Origin of the sequence: Amycolatopsis sacchari (assembly GCF_900114035.1) — a bacterium.
GTDB classification, from domain to species: Bacteria; Actinomycetota; Actinomycetes; order Mycobacteriales; family Pseudonocardiaceae; genus Amycolatopsis_E; species Amycolatopsis_E sacchari.
The window spans coordinates 90092-108528 of sequence record NZ_FORP01000024.1; the positions used below are offsets into that span (position 1 = coordinate 90092).

At 71.2% G+C, this 18437-nt stretch carries 17 protein-coding genes; 12 read left to right on the forward strand and 5 right to left on the reverse strand.

Annotated elements, in window-relative coordinates; all coding sequences use genetic code 11:
- Nucleotides 1-107 precede the first annotated feature (107 nt).
- The 6 genes from secD to BMZ92_RS29750 all read left to right on the forward strand — a co-directional run bounded on the left by secD (nt 108) and on the right by BMZ92_RS29750 (nt 6916).
- Nucleotides 108-1685 (forward strand): protein translocase subunit SecD, encoded by a 1578-nt coding sequence (gene secD / locus BMZ92_RS29725; protein ID WP_091514296.1) that lies wholly within the window; start codon nt 108-110, stop codon nt 1683-1685.
- A gap of 1 nt (nt 1686) precedes the next feature.
- Entirely contained in the window at nt 1687-2889 is a 1203-nt protein-coding gene (gene secF / locus BMZ92_RS29730; protein WP_091514299.1) for a protein translocase subunit SecF, read from the forward strand.
- Nucleotides 2890-2891: 2 nt separating this feature from the next.
- Nucleotides 2892-3410, forward strand: coding sequence for an adenine phosphoribosyltransferase (locus tag BMZ92_RS29735; RefSeq protein WP_091514301.1), 519 nt, complete (start codon nt 2892-2894; stop codon nt 3408-3410).
- 55 nt (nt 3411-3465) lie between these two features.
- Nucleotides 3466-3657 carry a hypothetical protein gene (locus tag BMZ92_RS29740; protein WP_091514304.1) on the forward strand — a complete coding sequence of 64 codons (192 nt, stop codon included), beginning with the start codon at nt 3466-3468 and terminating at the stop codon, nt 3655-3657.
- 153 nt (nt 3658-3810) lie between these two features.
- Nucleotides 3811-6126: a RelA/SpoT family protein gene (locus tag BMZ92_RS29745; protein WP_091514341.1), complete on the forward strand. Its 2316-nt coding sequence runs from the start codon at nt 3811-3813 to the stop codon at nt 6124-6126.
- Nucleotides 6127-6148: 22 nt separating this feature from the next.
- Nucleotides 6149-6916, forward strand: a complete 768-nt coding sequence (locus BMZ92_RS29750) for an enoyl-CoA hydratase/isomerase family protein (protein WP_091514306.1) — start codon at nt 6149-6151, stop codon at nt 6914-6916.
- Here the strand turns inward: BMZ92_RS29750 and BMZ92_RS29755 are convergent.
- Complete coding sequence (locus BMZ92_RS29755) at nt 6913-7746, reverse strand: LysR family transcriptional regulator (RefSeq protein WP_091514308.1); 834 nt, start codon at nt 7744-7746, stop codon at nt 6913-6915. The two genes, BMZ92_RS29750 and BMZ92_RS29755, sit on opposite strands and share 4 nt — an antisense overlap.
- A gap of 80 nt (nt 7747-7826) precedes the next feature.
- On the opposite strand from BMZ92_RS29755, the gene BMZ92_RS29760 reads away from it, so the two are divergent.
- The gene (locus tag BMZ92_RS29760; RefSeq protein WP_425425874.1) at nt 7827-8804 is read left to right on the forward strand and encodes a substrate-binding domain-containing protein; all 978 of its coding nucleotides are present in this window, start codon (nt 7827-7829) and stop codon (nt 8802-8804) included.
- Here BMZ92_RS29760 and BMZ92_RS29765 read toward each other — a convergent pair whose 3' ends face one another.
- A complete protein-coding gene (locus tag BMZ92_RS29765) occupies nt 8805-9668 on the reverse strand; it encodes a peptidylprolyl isomerase (protein WP_091514311.1) in 864 nt (287 codons plus the stop codon).
- A gap of 125 nt (nt 9669-9793) precedes the next feature.
- Here BMZ92_RS29765 and BMZ92_RS29770 point away from each other — a divergent pair, with 125 nt between their 5' ends.
- The gene (locus BMZ92_RS29770; protein WP_091514313.1) at nt 9794-10372 is read left to right on the forward strand and encodes an MBL fold metallo-hydrolase; all 579 of its coding nucleotides are present in this window, start codon (nt 9794-9796) and stop codon (nt 10370-10372) included.
- Nucleotides 10369-11043 carry a hypothetical protein gene (locus tag BMZ92_RS29775; protein WP_091514315.1) on the forward strand — a complete coding sequence of 225 codons (675 nt, stop codon included), beginning with the start codon at nt 10369-10371 and terminating at the stop codon, nt 11041-11043. The genes BMZ92_RS29770 and BMZ92_RS29775 overlap by 4 nt, the downstream gene beginning before the upstream one ends.
- Here BMZ92_RS29775 and BMZ92_RS29780 read toward each other — a convergent pair.
- A complete protein-coding gene (locus BMZ92_RS29780; RefSeq protein ID WP_091514318.1) occupies nt 11000-11290 on the reverse strand; it encodes a hypothetical protein in 291 nt (96 codons plus the stop codon). The genes BMZ92_RS29775 and BMZ92_RS29780 overlap by 44 nt on opposite strands.
- A 78-nt stretch (nt 11291-11368) precedes the next feature.
- Entirely contained in the window at nt 11369-12754 is a 1386-nt protein-coding gene (locus tag BMZ92_RS29785; protein WP_143249978.1) for a YibE/F family protein, read from the reverse strand.
- A 137-nt stretch (nt 12755-12891) separates the two neighbouring features.
- Between BMZ92_RS29785 and BMZ92_RS29790 the strand changes: the two genes are divergently transcribed.
- The gene (locus tag BMZ92_RS29790) at nt 12892-13296 is read left to right on the forward strand and encodes an SsgA family sporulation/cell division regulator (RefSeq protein ID WP_091514348.1); all 405 of its coding nucleotides are present in this window, start codon (nt 12892-12894) and stop codon (nt 13294-13296) included.
- Nucleotides 13297-13340: 44 nt separating this feature from the next.
- Nucleotides 13341-14525 (forward strand): phosphodiester glycosidase family protein, encoded by a 1185-nt coding sequence (locus BMZ92_RS29795; RefSeq protein WP_091514320.1) that lies wholly within the window; start codon nt 13341-13343, stop codon nt 14523-14525.
- Here the strand turns inward: BMZ92_RS29795 and BMZ92_RS29800 are convergent.
- Nucleotides 14509-16617, reverse strand: a complete 2109-nt coding sequence (locus tag BMZ92_RS29800; protein ID WP_177228927.1) for a transglycosylase domain-containing protein — start codon at nt 16615-16617, stop codon at nt 14509-14511. The genes BMZ92_RS29795 and BMZ92_RS29800 overlap by 17 nt on opposite strands.
- A 160-nt stretch (nt 16618-16777) precedes the next feature.
- Between BMZ92_RS29800 and sthA the strand changes: the two genes are divergently transcribed.
- Nucleotides 16778-18190: a Si-specific NAD(P)(+) transhydrogenase gene (gene sthA / locus BMZ92_RS29805; protein ID WP_245783332.1), complete on the forward strand. Its 1413-nt coding sequence runs from the start codon at nt 16778-16780 to the stop codon at nt 18188-18190.
- Nucleotides 18191-18437: the final 247 nt, after the last annotated feature.

Genomic DNA, 18437 nt, shown 5'->3' on the forward strand with positions numbered 1-18437 from the left:
GCCGACACGCGGGCGCCGGGGGCTGCACGCTGTCCTCACGTGGCACCGAGTACTGTCTCGGTGCTGACATGGGCTGAAGCTTATTTTCCCCGAGGAGAACGACCACCGTGGCACCACCGGCCGGGCGGATCCGCCCGGGACGCTACCTGGGCTTGTTCGTTTTGATCGTGGTCGTGCTCTACGCGCTGGTGTTCTTCACCGGTGGCGGCAAGCCGACGCCGAAGCTGGGCATCGACCTGCAGGGGGGTACGCGGGTCACGCTGTCCGCGCGCACCCCCGACGGTTCCGCCCCGTCGAAGGACTCGCTCAACCAGGCCCGCCAGATCATCGAGAGGCGGGTCAACGGCTTCGGTGTGAGCGGCGCCGAGATCATCCTCGACGGCAACAACATCGTCATCACCGTGCCCGGTGAGCAGGGCGACCAGGCGAAGAAGCTGGGGCAGACCGCGAAGCTGGGCTTCCGCCAGGTGCTCGACGCGCAGACCACCACCACGCCGCCGGCCCCGGCCACCCCGGGTGCGGACGACCAGTCGCCGCAGCAGATCCAGCAGGCCAAGGCCACCCGGCAGGACCCGGCGCTGGCCACCGGCTCCGGGGACACGCTGGCCGCGTCCCCGACGGCGCAGCAGGCGCTTACCGCGTTCACCTGCTCGGCGCAGGACCCGCTGCGCGGCAACGACGACCCGAACCTGCCGCTGCTGGCGTGCAACAAGGACGGTACCGAGAAGTACCTGCTCGGCCCGGTGTTCCTGGAGGGCACCGAGATCGACAACGCGGTGTCCTCGCCGCCCGCGCAGAACAAGCCCGGCTGGACCGTCGACCTGACGTTCAAGTCCGCGGGCCGCCAGATCTGGGCCGACTTCACCACGAAGCACTACCAGCAGCAGACGAGGACGGCCTTCACCCTCGACACGCAGGTGGTGTCGGCGCCGGCGATCCAGAGCGCGATCGTGGACGGCAACACCCAGATCAGCGGGCAGTTCACCCAGCAGCAGACCAAGGACCTCGCCGACATCCTGAAGTACGGCTCGCTGCCCCTGTCGTTCACCACGTCCGACGCGACCACGGTGTCGGCGACGCTGGGGCTCGCGTCGCTCAAGGCCGGGCTGATCGCCGGTGGCGTCGGGCTGGCGCTGGTGTTCGTGTACTGCCTGTTCTACTACCGCCTGCTCGGCGCGCTCACCATCGTGTCGCTGGCCCTGTCCGGTCTCGTGGTGTACGCGGTGCTGGTGCTGCTGGGCCGGTGGATCGGCTTCACACTCGACCTCGCGGGCGTCGCCGGGTTCATCATCTCGATCGGTGTCACGGCGGACTCGTTCGTCGTGTTCTTCGAACGCCTCAAGGACGAGATACGCGAGGGCCGCACCTTCCGGTCGGCGGTGCCACGCGGCTGGACGCGGGCGCGGCGCACGATCCTCGCGTCCGACGCGGTCATGTTCCTCGCCTCCGCGGTGCTCTACGCGATCGCGGTCGGGGACGTGCAGGGCTTCGCGTTCACCCTCGGCATGTCGACCGTGCTGGACCTGATCGTGGTGTTCCTCGTGACGCACCCGCTGGTGGCGCTGGCCGCGAAGTCGAAGTCCCTGTCCAACCCGAAGCTGACCGGGCTCGGTGGCGTGCAGCACCTCGCCGACGAGCGCCGGGGCGCCAGGAAAGCCGCCGCCGCGGCCGCGAAGGAGGCGTGAGGTGTCCAGCCCCGCAGGAAACCCGCCCGCTCCGGCGTCCGGCGCGAAGAAGGGCAGCGTGTTCCACCGGCTCTACGTCGGCACCGGCGCGTTCGACATCGTCGGCAAGCGCAAGCGGTGGTACCTGTTCTTCGCCGGGCTGGTGCTCGTGTGCCTCGCTTCGATGGTGTTCCGCGGTTTCAACCTCGGCATCGAGTTCGAGGGCGGCACGCAGCTGCAGCTGCCCGCGCACGGCACCCACGGCACCATCACCGCCGACCAGGCCAAGCAGGTGTTCGCCGACGCGCTCGGTCAGCAGGCGTCCTCGGCGCAGACGGTGGGCGTCGGCAACGCGGCCACCGTGCAGATCCGGTCCGAGGCGCTCGACGAGACCGACGTCTCGAAGGTCAAGCAGGCGCTGTTCGACCGGCTGCAGCCCATCGGTTCCAACGGCCAGCCCAGCGTGCAGGCGATCAGCGACAGCGCGGTGAGCGCGTCGTGGGGCGGGGAGATCTCCCGGCAGGCCCTGATCGCGCTCGCGGTGTTCATGGTGCTGGTGACGGTGTTCCTGGCGATCTACTTCGAGCGCTGGATGGCCGTCGCCGCGCTGATCTCGCTGGTGCACGACATCGTGGTCACGGCGGGCGTGTACTCGCTGGTGGGCTTCGAGGTCACCCCGGCGACCGTGATCGGCCTGCTGACGATCCTCGGGTTCTCCCTGTACGACACCGTGGTGGTGTTCGACAAGGTCAAGGAGAACGCGCGGGGCCTGCTCGGGCTGACGCGCCGCACCTACGCCGAGACGGCGAACCTGGCGCTGAACCAGACGCTGATGCGCTCGATCAACACGTCCGTCATCGCGCTGCTGCCGGTGCTGGGCCTGCTGATCGTGGGTTACCTCCTGCTCGGTTCCGGGACGCTGCAGGACCTCGCGCTCGTGCAGCTCACCGGCATGCTCGCCGGCGTCATGTCGTCGCTGTTCCTGGCGACCCCGCTGCTGGTGGACCTCAAGATGCGCGACCCGCGGTACAAGCAGCAGGCCGAGCGCGTGCGGGCCCGCCGCGCGAACCTGGCGCGCAAGGCCGAGCAGGAGGCCGCCGGGGAGGACGTCGAGGACGAGCAGGAGAAGGCGTACGCCACGGCGGCCAGCGGCTCCTCCCGCGCGACCAAGAACACCAGGCCGCAGCCGCGCCGGGGCCGCCCGAGCGGCAAGCGGAAGCGCTGAGCATGGACCTGGACGCGGCGCTCGGTCTGATCGCCGAGGTGCCGGACTTCCCCGAGCCCGGGGTGCTGTTCCGCGACCTCTCGCCGCTGTTCGCCAGCGGTGAGGGGTTCCGGGCGGTGACGGACGCCCTTGCCGCGACCGTGCCGCCCGACGTGGACCTGCTCGCCGCGGTGGAGGCACGCGGGTTCATGCTCGCGGCCGCGGTCGGCTACGCGCGGGGGCTCGGGGTTGTGCTGGTGCGCAAGCCCGGCAAACTGCCGTCCGTGGCGGGCCGCGTGGACTACGCGCTGGAGTACGGCACGGCGGCGCTCGAACTGCCGGAGAACGTCGTGGCGCCGGACTCCCGCGTCGCGGTGGTGGACGACGTCCTCGCGACGGGCGGCACGGTGCAGGCCGCGTGCCGCCTGCTGGAGGAGGCCGGTGCGGTGGTGTCCGGCGTGTCGGTGGTGCTGGAGCTGGCGGCGCTGTCCGGACGCAGCGTGCTCGACGGGCGCCCGGTGCACTCGCTGCGCGTGGTCTGACCACGTCGGCCGCCGGAGTCGGCGGTGCGGCGCGGCGCGCGGTCCGGGTGGCCGCGTGTCGGTGGTGCTGGAGCTGGCGGCGCTGTCCGGACGCGGCGCGGCGCCGCTGGAGCGTGCGGCGCAGTACCAGCGGCCGATGCCCCGGTTGAGTCGGCGGTGCGGCGCGGAGCCACTGGAGCTGGTCGTGCCGCTCGACGCCCGCGCCATCCCACGCGCGTGGGCTGACCACCCCGGCCGGTCGGCCTGACCCCCGCGGCCGATCACCCCCGCGCCCGTCCGCCGCGAAACCCGGCCGCTCGGCGACGCCGCCGCTCCCGGGCACGGGGATCACGAACTTTCCCGGCCTCCGCGCGTTAGGCTTGATGTTCCAGTAGGTCATCGCGAGGAGCAGGAGGTGGCGGTGAGCCAGGAGCTCGATGCCGCGTCGCCCGCCGACAACGCGTTGACGCACCAGGGTGCGACGAGGGCGCCCTCGGCCACGCGGCGCGTGCGGGCCCGGCTCGCCCGGCGGATCACCGCGCAGCGGGCCGCCTCGGTCAAGCAGGTGCTGGAACCGCTCGCCGCGATCCACCGCGAGCTGCACCCCAACGCCGACCTGAGCCTGTTGCAGCGCGCGTACGACGTCGCCGAGGAGCTGCACCGCGACCAGCGGCGCAAGTCCGGCGACCCGTACATCACGCACCCGCTCGCGGTCGCCACGATCCTCGCCGAGCTCGGCATGGACACCATCACGCTGGTGGCCGCCCTGCTGCACGACACGGTCGAGGACACCGGCTACTCGGTCGAGCAGCTGGCCGAGGACTTCGGCGACAAGGTCGCCCAGCTCGTCGACGGCGTGACCAAACTGGACAAGGTCAAGCTCGGCACGGCCGCCGAGGCCGAGACCATCCGCAAGATGGTCATCGCCATGGCGCGGGACCCCCGCGTGCTGGTCATCAAGCTCGCCGACCGGCTGCACAACATGCGCACCATGCGCTTCCTGCCGCCGGAGAAGCAGGCGCGCAAGGCGAAGGAGACCCTGGAGGTCCTGGCCCCGCTCGCGCACCGGCTCGGCATGGCCACCGTCAAGTGGGAGCTGGAGGACCTCGCGTTCGCGATCCTGCAGCCGAAGAAGTACGACGAGATCGTGCGCCTGGTCGCCGACCGGGCGCCGTCCCGCGACATCTACCTGCGCAAGGTGATCGACGAGCTGAACCTGAGCCTGGGCAACTCGCGGATCACCGCGAAGGTCGAGGGCAGGCCGAAGCACTACTACTCGATCAACCAGAAGATGATCGTGCGCGGCCGCGACCTCGACGACATCCACGACCTCGTGGGCGTGCGCATCCTGGTCGAGGACGTGCGCGACTGCTACGCGGCGATGGGCGTGGTGCACGCGCTGTGGCAGCCGATGCCCGGCCGCTTCAAGGACTACATCGCCCAGCCCCGCTACGGCGTCTACCAGTCGCTGCACACCACGGTCATCGGGCCGGACGGCAAGCCGCTGGAGGTGCAGATCCGCACCTACGAGATGCACCACACCGCCGAGTACGGCATCGCCGCGCACTGGCGCTACAAGGAGACCAAGGGCACCCACAGCGGCACGGCCGTCGACATCGACGAGATGGCGTGGATGCGGCAGCTGCTGGACTGGCAGCGGGAGGCCGCCGACCCCGGCGAGTTCCTCGACTCCCTGCGGTACGAGCTGGCCGCGCGGGAGATCTTCGTCTTCACGCCGAAGGGCGACGTGGTCACGCTGCCCGTCGGCGGCACGCCGGTGGACTTCGCCTACGCGGTGCACACCGAGGTCGGCCACCGGTGCATCGGCGCCCGCGTCAACGGCCGTCTCGTCGCGCTGGAGCGCAAGCTCGAAAACGGCGACGTGGTCGAGATCTTCACCTCCAAGGCGGAGAACGCGGGCCCGAGCCGCGACTGGCTGACGTTCGCCCGCTCGCCCAAGGCCCGCGCCAAGATCCGCCAGTGGTTCGCCAAGGAGCGCCGCGACGAGGCGATCGAGGCGGGCAAGGAGGCCATCACCAAGGAGATCCGCAAGGTCGGGCTGCCGATGCAGCGCCTGGTCACGGCGGAGTCCATGGGCGCGCTGGCGGCCGAGCTGCGGCACCCGGACATCAGCTTGCTGTACGCGGCGGTGGGGGAGAACCACACCAGCGCCAAGCACGTCGTGCAGCGGCTCGTCGCGTTGATCGGCGGGGTCGAGGAGGCCGAGGACGAGCTGGCCGCGCGGTCCACGCCGTCCACCGTCACGCGCCGCCGCGGCTCCAACGACGTCGGCGTGATCGTCAAGGGCGCCAGCGACGTGTGGGCCAAGCTCGCGCGCTGCTGCACGCCGGTGCCCGGCGACGAGATCCTCGGGTTCGTCACGCGGGGCGGCGGCGTCAGCGTGCACCGCACGGACTGCACCAACGCCGAGGACCTGCGCCGCCAGCCGGAGCGGCTGGTCGAGGTGGAGTGGGCGCCGTCGGAGAACTCGGTGTTCCTGGTGTCGATCCAGGTCGAGGCGCTCGACCGGCACCGCCTGCTGTCGGACGTGACGAAGGTGCTGGCGGACGAGAAGGTCAACATCCTGTCCGCGTCGGTCACCACGTCGCGCGACCGGGTCGCGGTGAGCCGGTTCTCCTTCGAGATGGGCGATCCCAAGCACCTGGGCCACGTGCTCAAGGTGGTGCGCGGGGTCGAGGGCGTCTACGACGTGTACCGCGTCACCTCGGCGTCCTGATCTTCCCGGTTACAGTGCCGGTATGGGTCTGGAGTTCGTGCGTGACGGTGAGGTGGGCCGGCTGACGTTCACGCGGTCGGAGAAGAAGAACGCGATCACGTACGAGATGTGGTCGGCCATCCCGCGGCTCGTCGCCGAGGTGGAGCGGGATCCCGGGGTCAAGGTCCTGGTGCTGACGGGCGCGGGTGGCGATTTCTCGGCGGGGGCGGACATCGGCGAGTTCGGTTCGCTGCGCTCGACCGCCGAGGGCGCGACCACCTACGACAAGGCGGTGGAGGGCGCGGTTTCGGCGTTGACGGGCCTGCGGAAGCCGAGCATCGCGATGATCCGCGGCAACTGCATCGGCGGCGGCTGCCAGCTCGCCGTCGCGTGCGACTTCCGGTTCGCCGCGCCGGAAGCGCGCTTCGGCATCACCCCGGCGAAGCTCGGCATCGTCTACGACTTCCCGTCGACGCGGCAGCTGGTCGAGCTGGTCGGCCCCGCGCACGCCCGGTACTTCCTGCTTTCGGGCCTGCTGGTCGACGCCGCGCGGGCACGGGAAATCGGGCTGGTGAACGACGTCTTCGCGGATGTGGAGTCCGAAGTGGACTCCTTCGCCCGCACGCTGTGCTCGCGCTCGCAGTCCTCGATCAGGGGGATGAACCGCATCATCGAGAAGATCCTTGCGGGGCAAGGGGAAGCGGATGCGGAGGTAGACGAGATCCGGGCGGCGGCCGTGCACGGCGAGGACTACGCGGAGGGCGTCGCTGCCTTCCTGGAGCGCCGCCCGCCGCGGTTTTCGTACCGCTAGGCCGTGGCGCTCTCCGCGAACGCGCGCACCAGCGGGCCCTCGTTCGTCTTCCGCCACGCCACCACCAGGTCGCTCGGCGGGCGGCCGGTCAGCGGAACGAGCACGAGGCCCGGCGGCAGCGGCTGCCCGACCGGGGCCAGTGCCGCGCTTCCGTTCCACAGCACCGACTGCAGGCATTCCTGGATGGTCCGCACGACCGGCGCGTCCTCGGCGGGCGGACCGCTCGTCCAGTAATCCGTCCACAGTGGATCGGTATGGTCGGGCAGCCGGACTCCCGGGCGTGCCGCCAGTTCCACCGGTGCGACCGTCTTCCGGCGGGCGAGTGGATCGTCGTCGCGCAGGACCACGCCCACCGCGTCCGAGCGCAGCACCCGGGTGCCGAGGCCGGAGTCGTCGAAAGGGGAGCGCGTGAGCGCGACGTCCACGAGGCCCGCGCGCAGTCCCGCGGTCGGATCACCGAGGTCCACCTCGTGGATGTCCACCGTGACCCCGGGGTGCCGCCGGCGGAACAGCTCGACCACGGACCTGCCCACCTGCTCGGCCGTGTCCGCGAGCGTCCCGACGCTGAGGCGGCCCGCGCCCGTCACCCGCGCCCGCACCCGGTCCGCCTGTGCCAGCAAGGCGCGTGCCTCGTCGTACAGGGTCTTCCCGGCGGGGGTGAGCCCGACGCCTTTCGGGGTGCGGTCGAACAGGCGGACGCCGAGGTCCTTCTCGAGGTTGCGGATGGCCCTGCTCAGCGGCGGCTGTGTCATGTGCAGCCGGACGGCCGCGCGGCCGACGTGACGTTCCTCGGCCACCGTGACGAAGTACCGCAGCGCGCGCAGGTCCATCGCTCCACGATAGCCGGAAGGTATCGGGTCGACCCGGGAAGTCTTGGACACGCTGAGGCGCCACGGGCACGATCCAAGACGTGAGAATCGCGTGTTTTCGGTACGACACAACGAACCTGCTGTTCGAGGACGACGTGGTCGTCGACGGCGAAACCGTCCGGGTGGAGACCGCGGGGACGCTGCCGGAGATCTTCGAGCGGCTCATCCGCGGCGGCGAGTTCGACGTCGCCGAGCTCGGGCTGACCTTCCACCTCCGGCTGCTGGACGAGGGCTCGCCGTTCGTCGCCTTGCCGGTCTTCCCGAACCGCGTGTTCCGGCACTCGTGCGTGTTCGTCAACGTCCGGAGCGGGATCCGGGGACCGGCCGACCTCGTGGGGCGGACGCTGGGGGAGTTCGGCGTCTACGGCCAGGACTCGGGTGTGTGGATCAAAGGGATCCTGATGGACGAGTACGGGTTCAGGCCCGAACGCAACCGCTGGGTGATCGGTGGCCTCGAATACCCGTCGCCGCCGTTCGAGTTCATCCCGCACCCGCACCCGGCCGACGTCGAGGTCACGGTCGCCGCCGACAGCCTGGGCGCGATGCTCGACGCGGGGGAGATCGACGCCCTGTTCTCGGCGAACGTCCCGCAGTGCGTGCTCGACGGGTCCCCGAACGTGGCCCGGCTGTTCCCGGACTTCGAGCCGCTGGAGCGCGACTACCACCGCCGCACCGGCATCTTCCCGATCATGCACGCGGTGGTGGTCCGGCGGGAGCTGCTGGAGCGGCGTCCCGGCCTCGCCCGCGAGCTCTACGACACCTTCTCGCGGGCGAAGGACGCGGCCGCCGGGCGGTACCGCCGCAACCGGCGGCTGTACCAGGTGCAGACCATGCTGCCGTGGGCGCACGCCCTGGTCGAGCGCAACACCGCCCAGTTCGCCGAGGACTGGTGGCCCTACGGCATCTCGGCGAACCGGACGGCGCTGGAGGCGTTCCTGCGGTACCACCACGAGCAGGGGCTGAGCAAGCGGCTCCTGCGCCTCGACGAGGTGTTCGCCCCCGAGCTGCTCGACACCTAGCTAGGCGGCGACCGTGGCCCCGGTGAACTTCACCGGGGTCTTCGGCGCGCCGGTGCCGTCCTGGCTCTGCGCGGCCGATGCCGGGTCCACGCCGTCGCGCGCGACCTTGTCCAGCACCTGCAGCCCGGCGTCCGAAATGGACCCGAACACGGTGTAGTCGGGGTCGAGCTGCGCCGTGCCGTACACCATGAAGAACTGGCTGCCACCGCTGTTCGGCTGGGACGTCTTCGCCATCGCGAGGATGCCGCGGCCGTAGGTCAGCTGCGGGTAGTTCTCGTCCGGGATGGTGTAGCCGGGGCCGCCCATGCCGGTGCCCGTCGGGTCACCGCACTGCAGCATCTGCAGGCCCTCGGTCCCGAGGCGGTGGCACGAGGTGTCGGTGTAGAAGCCCTGGTTCACCAGGCTGAGGAAGCTGTTCACCGTGCACGGCGCGAGCGAGCGGTCGAGCGTGAGCGGGATGTCGCCGACGGTCGTCTTCAGCGTCACGTTCACGGTGCCCGTCGAGGGCACGTTCGCACCCGCCGGCGGGGTCGCCTTCTTCGTGCTCTGCTGGTCCGCCGACGCCGGGTACTGGCACGTGGTCGGGTTGGGCAGCGGCGTGGGGCGCGCGGCCTCGGTGACCCGCTGGGTGGGGATCTGGATGGGGCTGCTCTCGGGCGCGCTGGTCTGGTCGGCCGCGGTGGTCGAGCCGTCACCGCCGCCCCTGGTCACGAGGAACACCACCAGCCCGGCGACCACGACCACGGCACCCACGGTCGCCCCCACGCCGATGATCTTGCGCCGCCGTGCGCGCTCGGCCCGGCGGACGAGCTGCCGTTCGAGTTTGCGCTTCGCGGCTTCACGGCGTTGCTGGTTGGTCGCCACCTGCCCCCTCCAGAATCTGCTCGACTTCACCGATCGGGTGGCGGCAGTCTATGGGCACAGCCTGTGAGAACCCCGTACAGGTCCGGTTAGGGTGAACGCGCCGGACTGAGTGGAGGTGGCTTTTCGTGCTCGTCGTCGGATTCGCGGCCGGCGCGCTCCGGGCGAACTGTTACCTGCTCGCGCCCGCGCCCCACGGTCCGTGCGTCGTGGTGGACCCGGGGCAGGACGCCGTCGAACCGGTGCGGAAAGCGTTGGGGGAACACGATTTGACGCCGGAGGCGATCCTGCTGACGCACGGCCACCACGACCACGTGGACTCCGCCGGGGCGCTCGCCGGCGAGCACGGGATCCCGGTGTGGCTGCACCCGGCCGACCGCCCGCTCGTCCCGATATCCACTTGTGACCTGTCCGGCACGGCCCTCGGCGTGGCGGGGCTGGAGGTCGGGGTCGGGCACGTACCCGGGCACACTCCGGGTTCGGTGGTGTTCCGTCTCGACACTCCGGAAGGGGGACGTCTGGTGCTCACCGGTGACACGCTGTTCGCCGGTTCCGTCGGCCGCGGCGACCAGGAGCTGCTCGCCGGGTCGGTCAGGGACACGTTGCTGCCGCTGCCGGACGACACGGTGGTGCTGCCGGGGCACGGTGGCGCGACGACGATCGGGCGCGAGCGGCGGCTGCTGGCGGGCGGGGCGGTGGCCCGGTGACCGAGCCGAGCAACGAGTCCAAGAAGTCGACGCGCCCGCCCGAGCCGGAGCGCTTGCCGCTGCACCAGGAGGACCCGGCGCTGCGGCGGAGGCGCCTGTGGTCGGGGCTGGCGGGCGTCGCGTTGTTCGCGGCCGCGTTCGGCGGGATCGGCGGGCTCATCGGCGGTGAGGTCGTGGGCCTGGTCGTCGCGGCCGTGGTCGCCCTGCCGCTGCTGTACGTGGTCCTGTTCGCCGTGCGGCGGCGGATCTGGCTGGAGGGCGACGCGCTGCTCGTGCGGACGTGGCGCACCCGCCGCGTGGACATCGTGCAGGCCGCCAGGATCGACCTGCTCGTGACGGACGTGCGCGGCATGCGGACGGTGAGCCTGCTGTTCAACGCCGGGCAGCGCCGCAAGGTCGCCAAGGTCGACCTCGCGGTGTACGCCGGGACCGGCGGGCGGGAGCTGGGCGTGCTGGCGCTGCGGCGGCTGGCGAACGCGCTGATGAACAACATCGAGGCCAACGGCATGGTGTTCTCGGAGCTGCTCGTGGCGCAGCTGCGGGCCGAGGCCAAGGGTGAGGGCGCGGCCGACCGTCCGCTCTACCGGCTGGCGTCCGCGGCGCCGAGCGGGCGCATCGCGCAGCGCTTCACGATGGACGCGGTGAGCCGCTTCGTCGCTCATCTCGACTGACGCGCGGGGGTTCCCCGTTCCCCTGCGCGGCAAGCCGCCGTTCGATCGCCGCCAGCTGCTCGCGGACCTGTTCGAGCTGGTACACCAGCTCGGGCAGCTCCTGCGTGGCGAAGGTGACGAGCCGTTCGATCTGCTTCACCGCGTCCCGCAGTTCGGCGAGGACGACCGTCAGCCGGGGCAGGCTCCAGACGGCGTGAGCGGCGGTCCTGGCGGCGCGGGACAGGCGGCGCGGCAGTGCGAGATCCATGCGGAACCCCTCTGTTCGCTTGCCGGACTTCGTACCCCACGCACGGGGGCCGTCCCGCACCGGGGCCGCGACCTGTGGCTACTGCTTACTCCTGTGACTGCTGGGGTTGCTGGGCTCGCGGCTGGCGATGAGCGCGGCGAGCCCGGTGGTGACGGGCACGGCGGCGACGATCCCGACGCTGCCCGCCAGCGTCCGCACGATCTCCTCCGCGATGTCCTGCGAGCCGAGGATCGTGCCCAGCCCCACGCCCGACAGGGAGGAGTACAACAGCACCGGCAGCGCGGCACCGGCGTAGGCCATCACGAGCGTGTTGACGGCCGAGCCGACGTGGTCCCTGCCGATGCGCTGGCCCGCCCGGTACAGCTCGCGCCAGCCGAGGTCCGGGTTCGCCCGCCGCAGCTCCCACACCGCGCTGGTCTGCGTCACGGTGACGTCGTCCAGCACGCCGAGCGCGCCGATGACGATGCCGGCCAGCAGCAGCCCGCGCGCGTCGATACCGTGCCCGAGCGAACCGATCAAGGTGGACGTGCTGTCGTCGAGCCCGGTCAGCGACGCGGCGGCCGAGAAGATCACCGACAGCAGCCCGATGAGCACGAGGCTGACCATCGTGCCGAGCACCGCGACCGACGTGCGCGCCGACAGCCCGTGTGTCAGGTACAGGGCGACGAACATGATCACCCCGGCGCCCACGATCGCCACCAGCAGCGGGTTCTCCCCGGCCAGGATCGCGGGCAGCACGAACAGCACCAGCACGACGAAGCTGAGCACCAGCGCCCCGAGCGCCGCGACCCCCTGCCACCGGCCGAGCGCCACGACGGCGAGTGCGAACAGCCCCGCGAGCACCGCGAGCGGCAGCCCGCGCTGGAAGTCGACGATCTGGTAGGAACCCGGGTCGTGCGGGTCGCCGCCGTTGTAGGCCAGCACGACCTTGTCGTTCGCCGAGAAGCGTGGCGTGCTGGGCTCGATGGGGACGATCAGCTTCACCGTCGAGCCCGCCGCGGCACCGTCGCTGAACGCGACCTCGACGGTGAGGCACGGCTTCTGCCCGGGTTCGGGCTGGTCGCCCACCTGCACCTGCCCCGGTGCGAGGCACGGGCCGCTCAGCGCGGTCGTGATCGTGCCGTGCACCGGGACGCCCTGCTGGTAGCTGCTCGCCGGTTTCGCCTTGCCCCACGGGTAGAGCACGAGCAGTCCCGCGACGGCGGCGACCGCGATCGGCACCAGCAGCCACGTCAGCAGCAGGCGCACGCGCTTGGACGCCGGTGCCGCCGGGCCGTGCCCGTGCCCGTGTCCGTGGCCCGTCGCGGCGGTTCCGGCCGGGCGTTTCGCGGGCGGTTTCCGGGCGGGCCGCTTCTCCGGGGAAGTGCTCCGGCGCCGCGGAGGCTGCTCCCGGGCACGCGGGGGCTCGGCGGGGATCCGGCGGATCGGGCCGGTCTCCGCGTCGGCCAGTTCGTCACGTGCCACCGGGTAATCGTGCACAGCGGTACCCGCCCCGGTGCCGCCGGGTCGGCCACCCGCGGAAATTCGTGCCCGGAACCGGTGTAACGTCCGGGCCGCTCCGGCGTCTCTTCCAGGACAGAGCAGTGGACGGGGAGGACGCCGTGCGCACCGACTTCGCGGAACAACACCAGTTCGTCACCCTCAACGGGTCCGGCACACCCGTCTTCTCCCGCTGGTCCTACGTGGCCCGCGACCCGTACGCGGTCACGCTGGCCTTCCGCACCGCACGCGGGAACTGGATCGAGTGGTGCTTCGCGCGGGACCTGCTCGTGGGCGGGCTCAGCGAGCCTACCGGGCTGGGGGACGTGCGGGTGCGCCCGGACCTGGCGTTCGAGCACGAAGTGCTGGTCATCGAGCTGGAGTCGCCGGACGGGTACGCGGTGGTGGAGACCCGCCGCGCCGACGTCGAACGGTTCGTGGTCGCCTCGCACGAGGTCGTGCCGGTCGGCGGGGAAAGCGGTTTCGTCGACGTGGACGCGTTCATCGCGCAGATCACCGGGGTCTGACCGGCGTCCGGCCGGTGTTCACCGCGGCATGATCAGCTGCGGGCGTGCTTGCCTTCACCCGCCGGTGTGCAGCGCTCGCCGCCGCCGCGCTGCTGCCGCTGACCCTGCCCGCCGTCGCCTCGGCCGACGACCTCGTCGCGCCCGGCGTGACCTACCGGACCTTCTCCGTGTCCACCGCGCACGGCCCCGTGTCCGCCTACCTGCTCACCGTGGACCTGCGGGTCGCCCGGCTGGACCTGCTGCACCCCGCCCGGGTCGCGCAGCGCGCGGGGGTGGCCGAGATGGCCACCGCCCAGCGCGCCGTCGCCGGGGTCAACGGGGACTTCTTCAACATCAGCGAAACCCACGCCGGGGTCGCCGCCACCGGTTCCTCCGTGGGACCGGAGATCGCGTCCGGTGAGGACCTGAAGTTCGCGGTGCCCGACGGACAGCGCTTCGGGCCCGCGATGCCCGCCGGGGCGACGACGAAGGTCGTGTTCGGGGAGGGCGTGGACCGCCGCGCCCGCGTGACGAGCGTGGACCTCGCCGGGGCGGCGGTGTCCGCGGAAGGCGTTTTCCGGATCGACGGGCTCAACCAGTACGCGCTGCCGGTCGGCGGCATCGGCGAGTACACGTCGGACTGGGGCGAGGTGTCGCGCGCCCGCGCCGCGTGCGGCACCGACACCGACCGTTCGGCGGGCTGCACCACCGAAACCGAGGAGGTCGTCATCCGGCACGGCGTCGTGACGGCCGAAGCGGAGACGCCCGGCAGCGGCCCGATCGCGCCGGACACCGTGGTGCTGCTCGGCCGCGAGCAGGGCGCGGCGGCGCTCGAAGCGCTCGACCCCGGCGACCACGTCGTCGTCGGCACGCACCTCGTGGCGCGGCAGGCGCCGCCGTTCCGGTTCGCGGTCGGCGGCTTTCCCATCCTGCGCAACGGAACCCCGCTGTCCGGCCTCGACGCCGTGACGCTGGCGCCTCGCACGGCGGCGGGCGCGAGCGCGGATGGGCGCACCGCCTACCTGCTGACCGTGGACGGCCGGACCGCCGCCAGCAGTGGGATGAGCGTCGCCGAACTCGCCGGGCTGCTGCGGGATTCCGGTGCGGCCACGGGCGTCAACCTCGACGGCGGCGGCTCGACCACGATGGCCGTCGCCGGTGACGAGGGCGTGACCATCCGCAACGTCCCGTCCGACGGCACGGAACGCGCGGTGGCCAACGGGATCGGCGTGTTCAGCGGCGGGCGGTGAGGTAGGCCGGATCGGCCGCCGGCAGCGGGACGTCCGGTTTGCCCGCGAGCAACTGGCTGAACGCGTGGAAGTACGGCGGGGCGGCCACGGTGCCACCGAAGGCGCCGTGCCCGCACTCGCCGAGGTGCACCGGCGTGCCGGGGCAGATCTCCTGCGGGTGCGGGCCGTCGGCGAACACCATGGACGACAGTGCGTAGTCGTCGACGCCGCCGACGAACGCCACGGACTCGCTGAACTGCGTGGTCCCGGTCTTGCCGATGTCGGGGTGGTGCCAGTCCGCCGCTCGCGCCGCGGCCGCCGAGGTGCCGCTGATCGTGTCCTGGCTCAGCCCCGCCTCCAGCGTGTTCGCCAGGCCCGCCGGCACGACCTGTTCGCACGCCTGCTGCCTGACCGGCACGTCCTTGCCGTCGCGGTCGGTGACGGACAGGATCGGGTTCGGCGGGCACCACACGCCGCCGCTCATCAGCGTCGCCGACACGTTCGCCATCTCCAGCGGGCTCACCGGGCTGTTGCCCAGGGTGAACGACAGCTTGTCCTGGAAGTACTGCGACTGCGGCTCGCTGTACCGGGTGTCCTTCGACGTGGGATCGGGCTTGGCACCCGCGTCGTTGGTGTTGAGGGAGTTCCGCAGGCCGAGCCGCCGCGCCATGTCCAGCACGGCCGGCATCCCGACCTTCTGCTCCAGCCCGACGAACGCGACGTTCGGCGAGGTGGCGAGGCCGTCGCGCAGCGAGATCGGGTCCGGGTAGCTCGTGCCGTCGTTCTGCACGCAGTACTGCGGCGTGTACTGGTTGGCGCCGGGCTGGGTGAAGCACTGGCCCGACTGGTTGGGCAGCGGCGTGTCCAGCCCCGCCACCCCGGCCTCCATCGCGGCGGCGGAGGTGAAGATCTTGAACGACGAGCCGGCGCCGAACACGTTGCTGGCGTTCGCCACGATGTTCGTCGAGGTCTCGCCCTTCGCGGGATCGGTGCCGTAGTCCCGGTTCGCCACCATCGCGAGCACCTCGTGGGTGGTGTTCCCCGGCCGGATCACGGCGAAGGTGTTGGCGACGCCGTTCTGCGTGGGAGGCACGTTGGCGTCGACGGCGTCCTTGACGGTGCGGCTCACGACGGGGTCCATCGTGGTGCGGATCGTGTAACCGCCGGTTTCGAGGTCGTCGGCGGTGAACCCGGCCTGTTCGAGGTAGCTTTCCGCGTAGGCGCAGAAGAACCCGGCGTCGTCCGGGGCGCCCATGCAGGTGCTCGACGGGATGTCCGGGCCGCCGTCGACCACCCCGAGCGGGCTCGCCTTCGCGGTCTCGGCGTCCTTCTCCGCGAGCACGCGGTTGGTGACCATGTCGTCGATGACGGTGTTGCGCCGGTCCAGCGCCTGCTGGGGGTGCGTGTACGGGTTGTACAGGTTCGGGTTGTTGACCATGCCCGCGAGCAGCGCCGCCTGCGCGACGGTCAGTTTGTCCGGTGTGGTGTGGAAGTACGCCTGCGCGGCGGCCCGGACGCCGTAGATGTTGCCGGAGAACTCGACCACGTTGAGGTAGCCGCTGAGGATGTCCTGTTTGGACTCCGTCTGGCCGAGCTGCACGGCGATCTTCGCCTCGCGCAGCTTGCGGGCGATGGTGTCGGCGCGGTCGGCGTACTGGGCGGCCTTGTCACCGCGGTCCACGACGTTGATCAGGTAGTTCTTCACGTACTGCTGGGTGATCGTGGACCCGCCCTGCGTGCCGCCGCTGCCGGAGCTGTCGTGCAGCGCGGCCCGCACCATGCCCTTGGGGTCCACGCCGCCCTCGGACCAGAACCGCCGGTCCTCGACCGCGACGATCGCGGCCGTCATGGTCGGCGCGATCTGGTTGTAGGTCACGGGGAGGCGGTACTGGTCGAACAACGTGGCGATGGGGTTGCCGTCGCGGTCGGTGACCGTCGTGACGAGCGGCTGCCTGCTCGTGGCGAGGCTCGAGGAAATGCCGTCGACGGAATCGCTCACCTCGTTCGACAGGACGCCCGCCCCCATCGCCACCGGCGCCGCTACCCCGGCGACGAGGACACCGGCGACCGCGCACGAACCGAGGAACCGCGGCACATTACGGGAAAGCTGCACGCGAGCGAGGTTAGTCCCCATTCCGTGTGGCCTTTGTTCTGTCCTGACCCATTACCGGTGTGCGGTTTTCCCTTGAATGTGCGGGCCCTTTTCCCAGGTTTCGGTAAAGATTTCCCCGGTGCACCTTGCGTGTGCCCGCCGGGGTGTCCAGGCTGGGCGGGTGGGCGAATACGACTACGACCTGATCGTCATCGGCTCCGGCCCTGGCGGGCAGAAGGCGGCGATCGCGGCCGCGAAACTGGGCAAGCGGGTGGCGGTGGTCGACCGGCAGGACATGGTCGGCGGCGTCTGCGTCAACACCGGCACCATCCCGTCGAAGACCCTGCGTGAGGCGGTGCTGTTCCTCACCGGGATGAACCAGCGGGAGCTGTACGGGGCCAGCTACCGGGTGAAACAGGACATCACGATCGCCGACCTCCTGGCGCGGACGCGGCACGTCGTGGGGCGCGAGGTGCAGGTGGTGCGGGCGCAGCTGATGCGCAACCACGTGGACCTCCTCGCCGGCACCGGCACGTTCGTGGACGCGCACACGGTCGCGGTGGAGGGCGCGCACCGGGGCGAGCGGCGGTCGCTGTCGGGGGAGAAGGTCGTGATCGCCACCGGCACCCGCCCCGCCCGGCCGCCCCAGGTCGACTTCGACGCGGAGCGGGTACTGGACTCCGACGAGATCCTCCAGCTCGACGACATCCCGTCGTCGCTGGTCGTCGTCGGGGCGGGGGTGATCGGGATCGAGTACGCGTCGATGTTCGCGGCGCTGGGCAGTCGCGTCACGGTCGTCGAGCAGCGGGAGCGGATGCTGGACTTCTGCGATCCGGAGATCGTCGAGTCGCTCAAGTTCCACCTGCGGGACCTCGCGGTGACGTTCCGGTTCGGGGAGAAGGTGGCCAACGTCGAGGTGTCCGACCACTCGACCGTGACGACGCTGGTCAGCGGGAAGCGCATCCCGGCGGACGCGGTGATGTACTCGGCGGGGCGGCAGGGCATGACGGACGAGCTGAACCTGGCCGCCGCGGGCCTGGAGGCGGACCACCGCGGCAGGCTGACCGTGGACGAGCACTACCGGACGGCGGTGGAGCACATCTACGCGGTCGGGGACGTGATCGGCTTCCCCGCGCTGGCGGCGACGTCGATGGACCAGGGCAGGCTCGCGGCGTACCACGCGTTCGGCGAGCCGGTGCACGAGCTGGGGGCGCTGCAGCCCATCGGCATCTACACGATCCCGGAGATCTCGTACGTGGGGGCGACGGAGGCGGAGCTGACGTCGTCGTCGGTGCCGTACGAGGTCGGCACGGCCCGGTACCGGGAGCTCGCGAGGGGCCAGATCGCGGGCGATTCGTACGGGATGCTGAAGCTGCTGGTGTCCACAACGGACCGGAGGCTGCTGGGGGTGCACGTCTTCGGCACGGGCGCCACGGACCTCGTCCACATCGGACAGGCGGTCATGGGCTGCGGCGGTACGGTGGACTACCTCGTGGACGCCGTGTTCAACTACCCGACCCTGTCGGAGGCGTACAAAGTGGCCGCCCTCGACGCGACGAACAAGATCCGGGCTTTGGAGCGCTTCGCGCCTTGAGGGGGTGGGTGGCTTTGGGGGCGTTGGGGTGGTCTGGGGGCGGTTGGTGGCCTGAGGGTTGGCGGCCTGGGGGCGTTTCGCGCCCTGGGGCGTGCGCGGCGGCTTGGGGGGCGTTGGGTGGTCTGCGGGGCGTTTCGCGCCCTGGGCAGGTGCTGAAGTGCCCTGTGTTTCCCGGACAGGGAGATTGTTCAATTCATGCCGATTTCAAATGTTCGGAGTGTGCTTCACGTGGCGGGCGGTAGCCTAT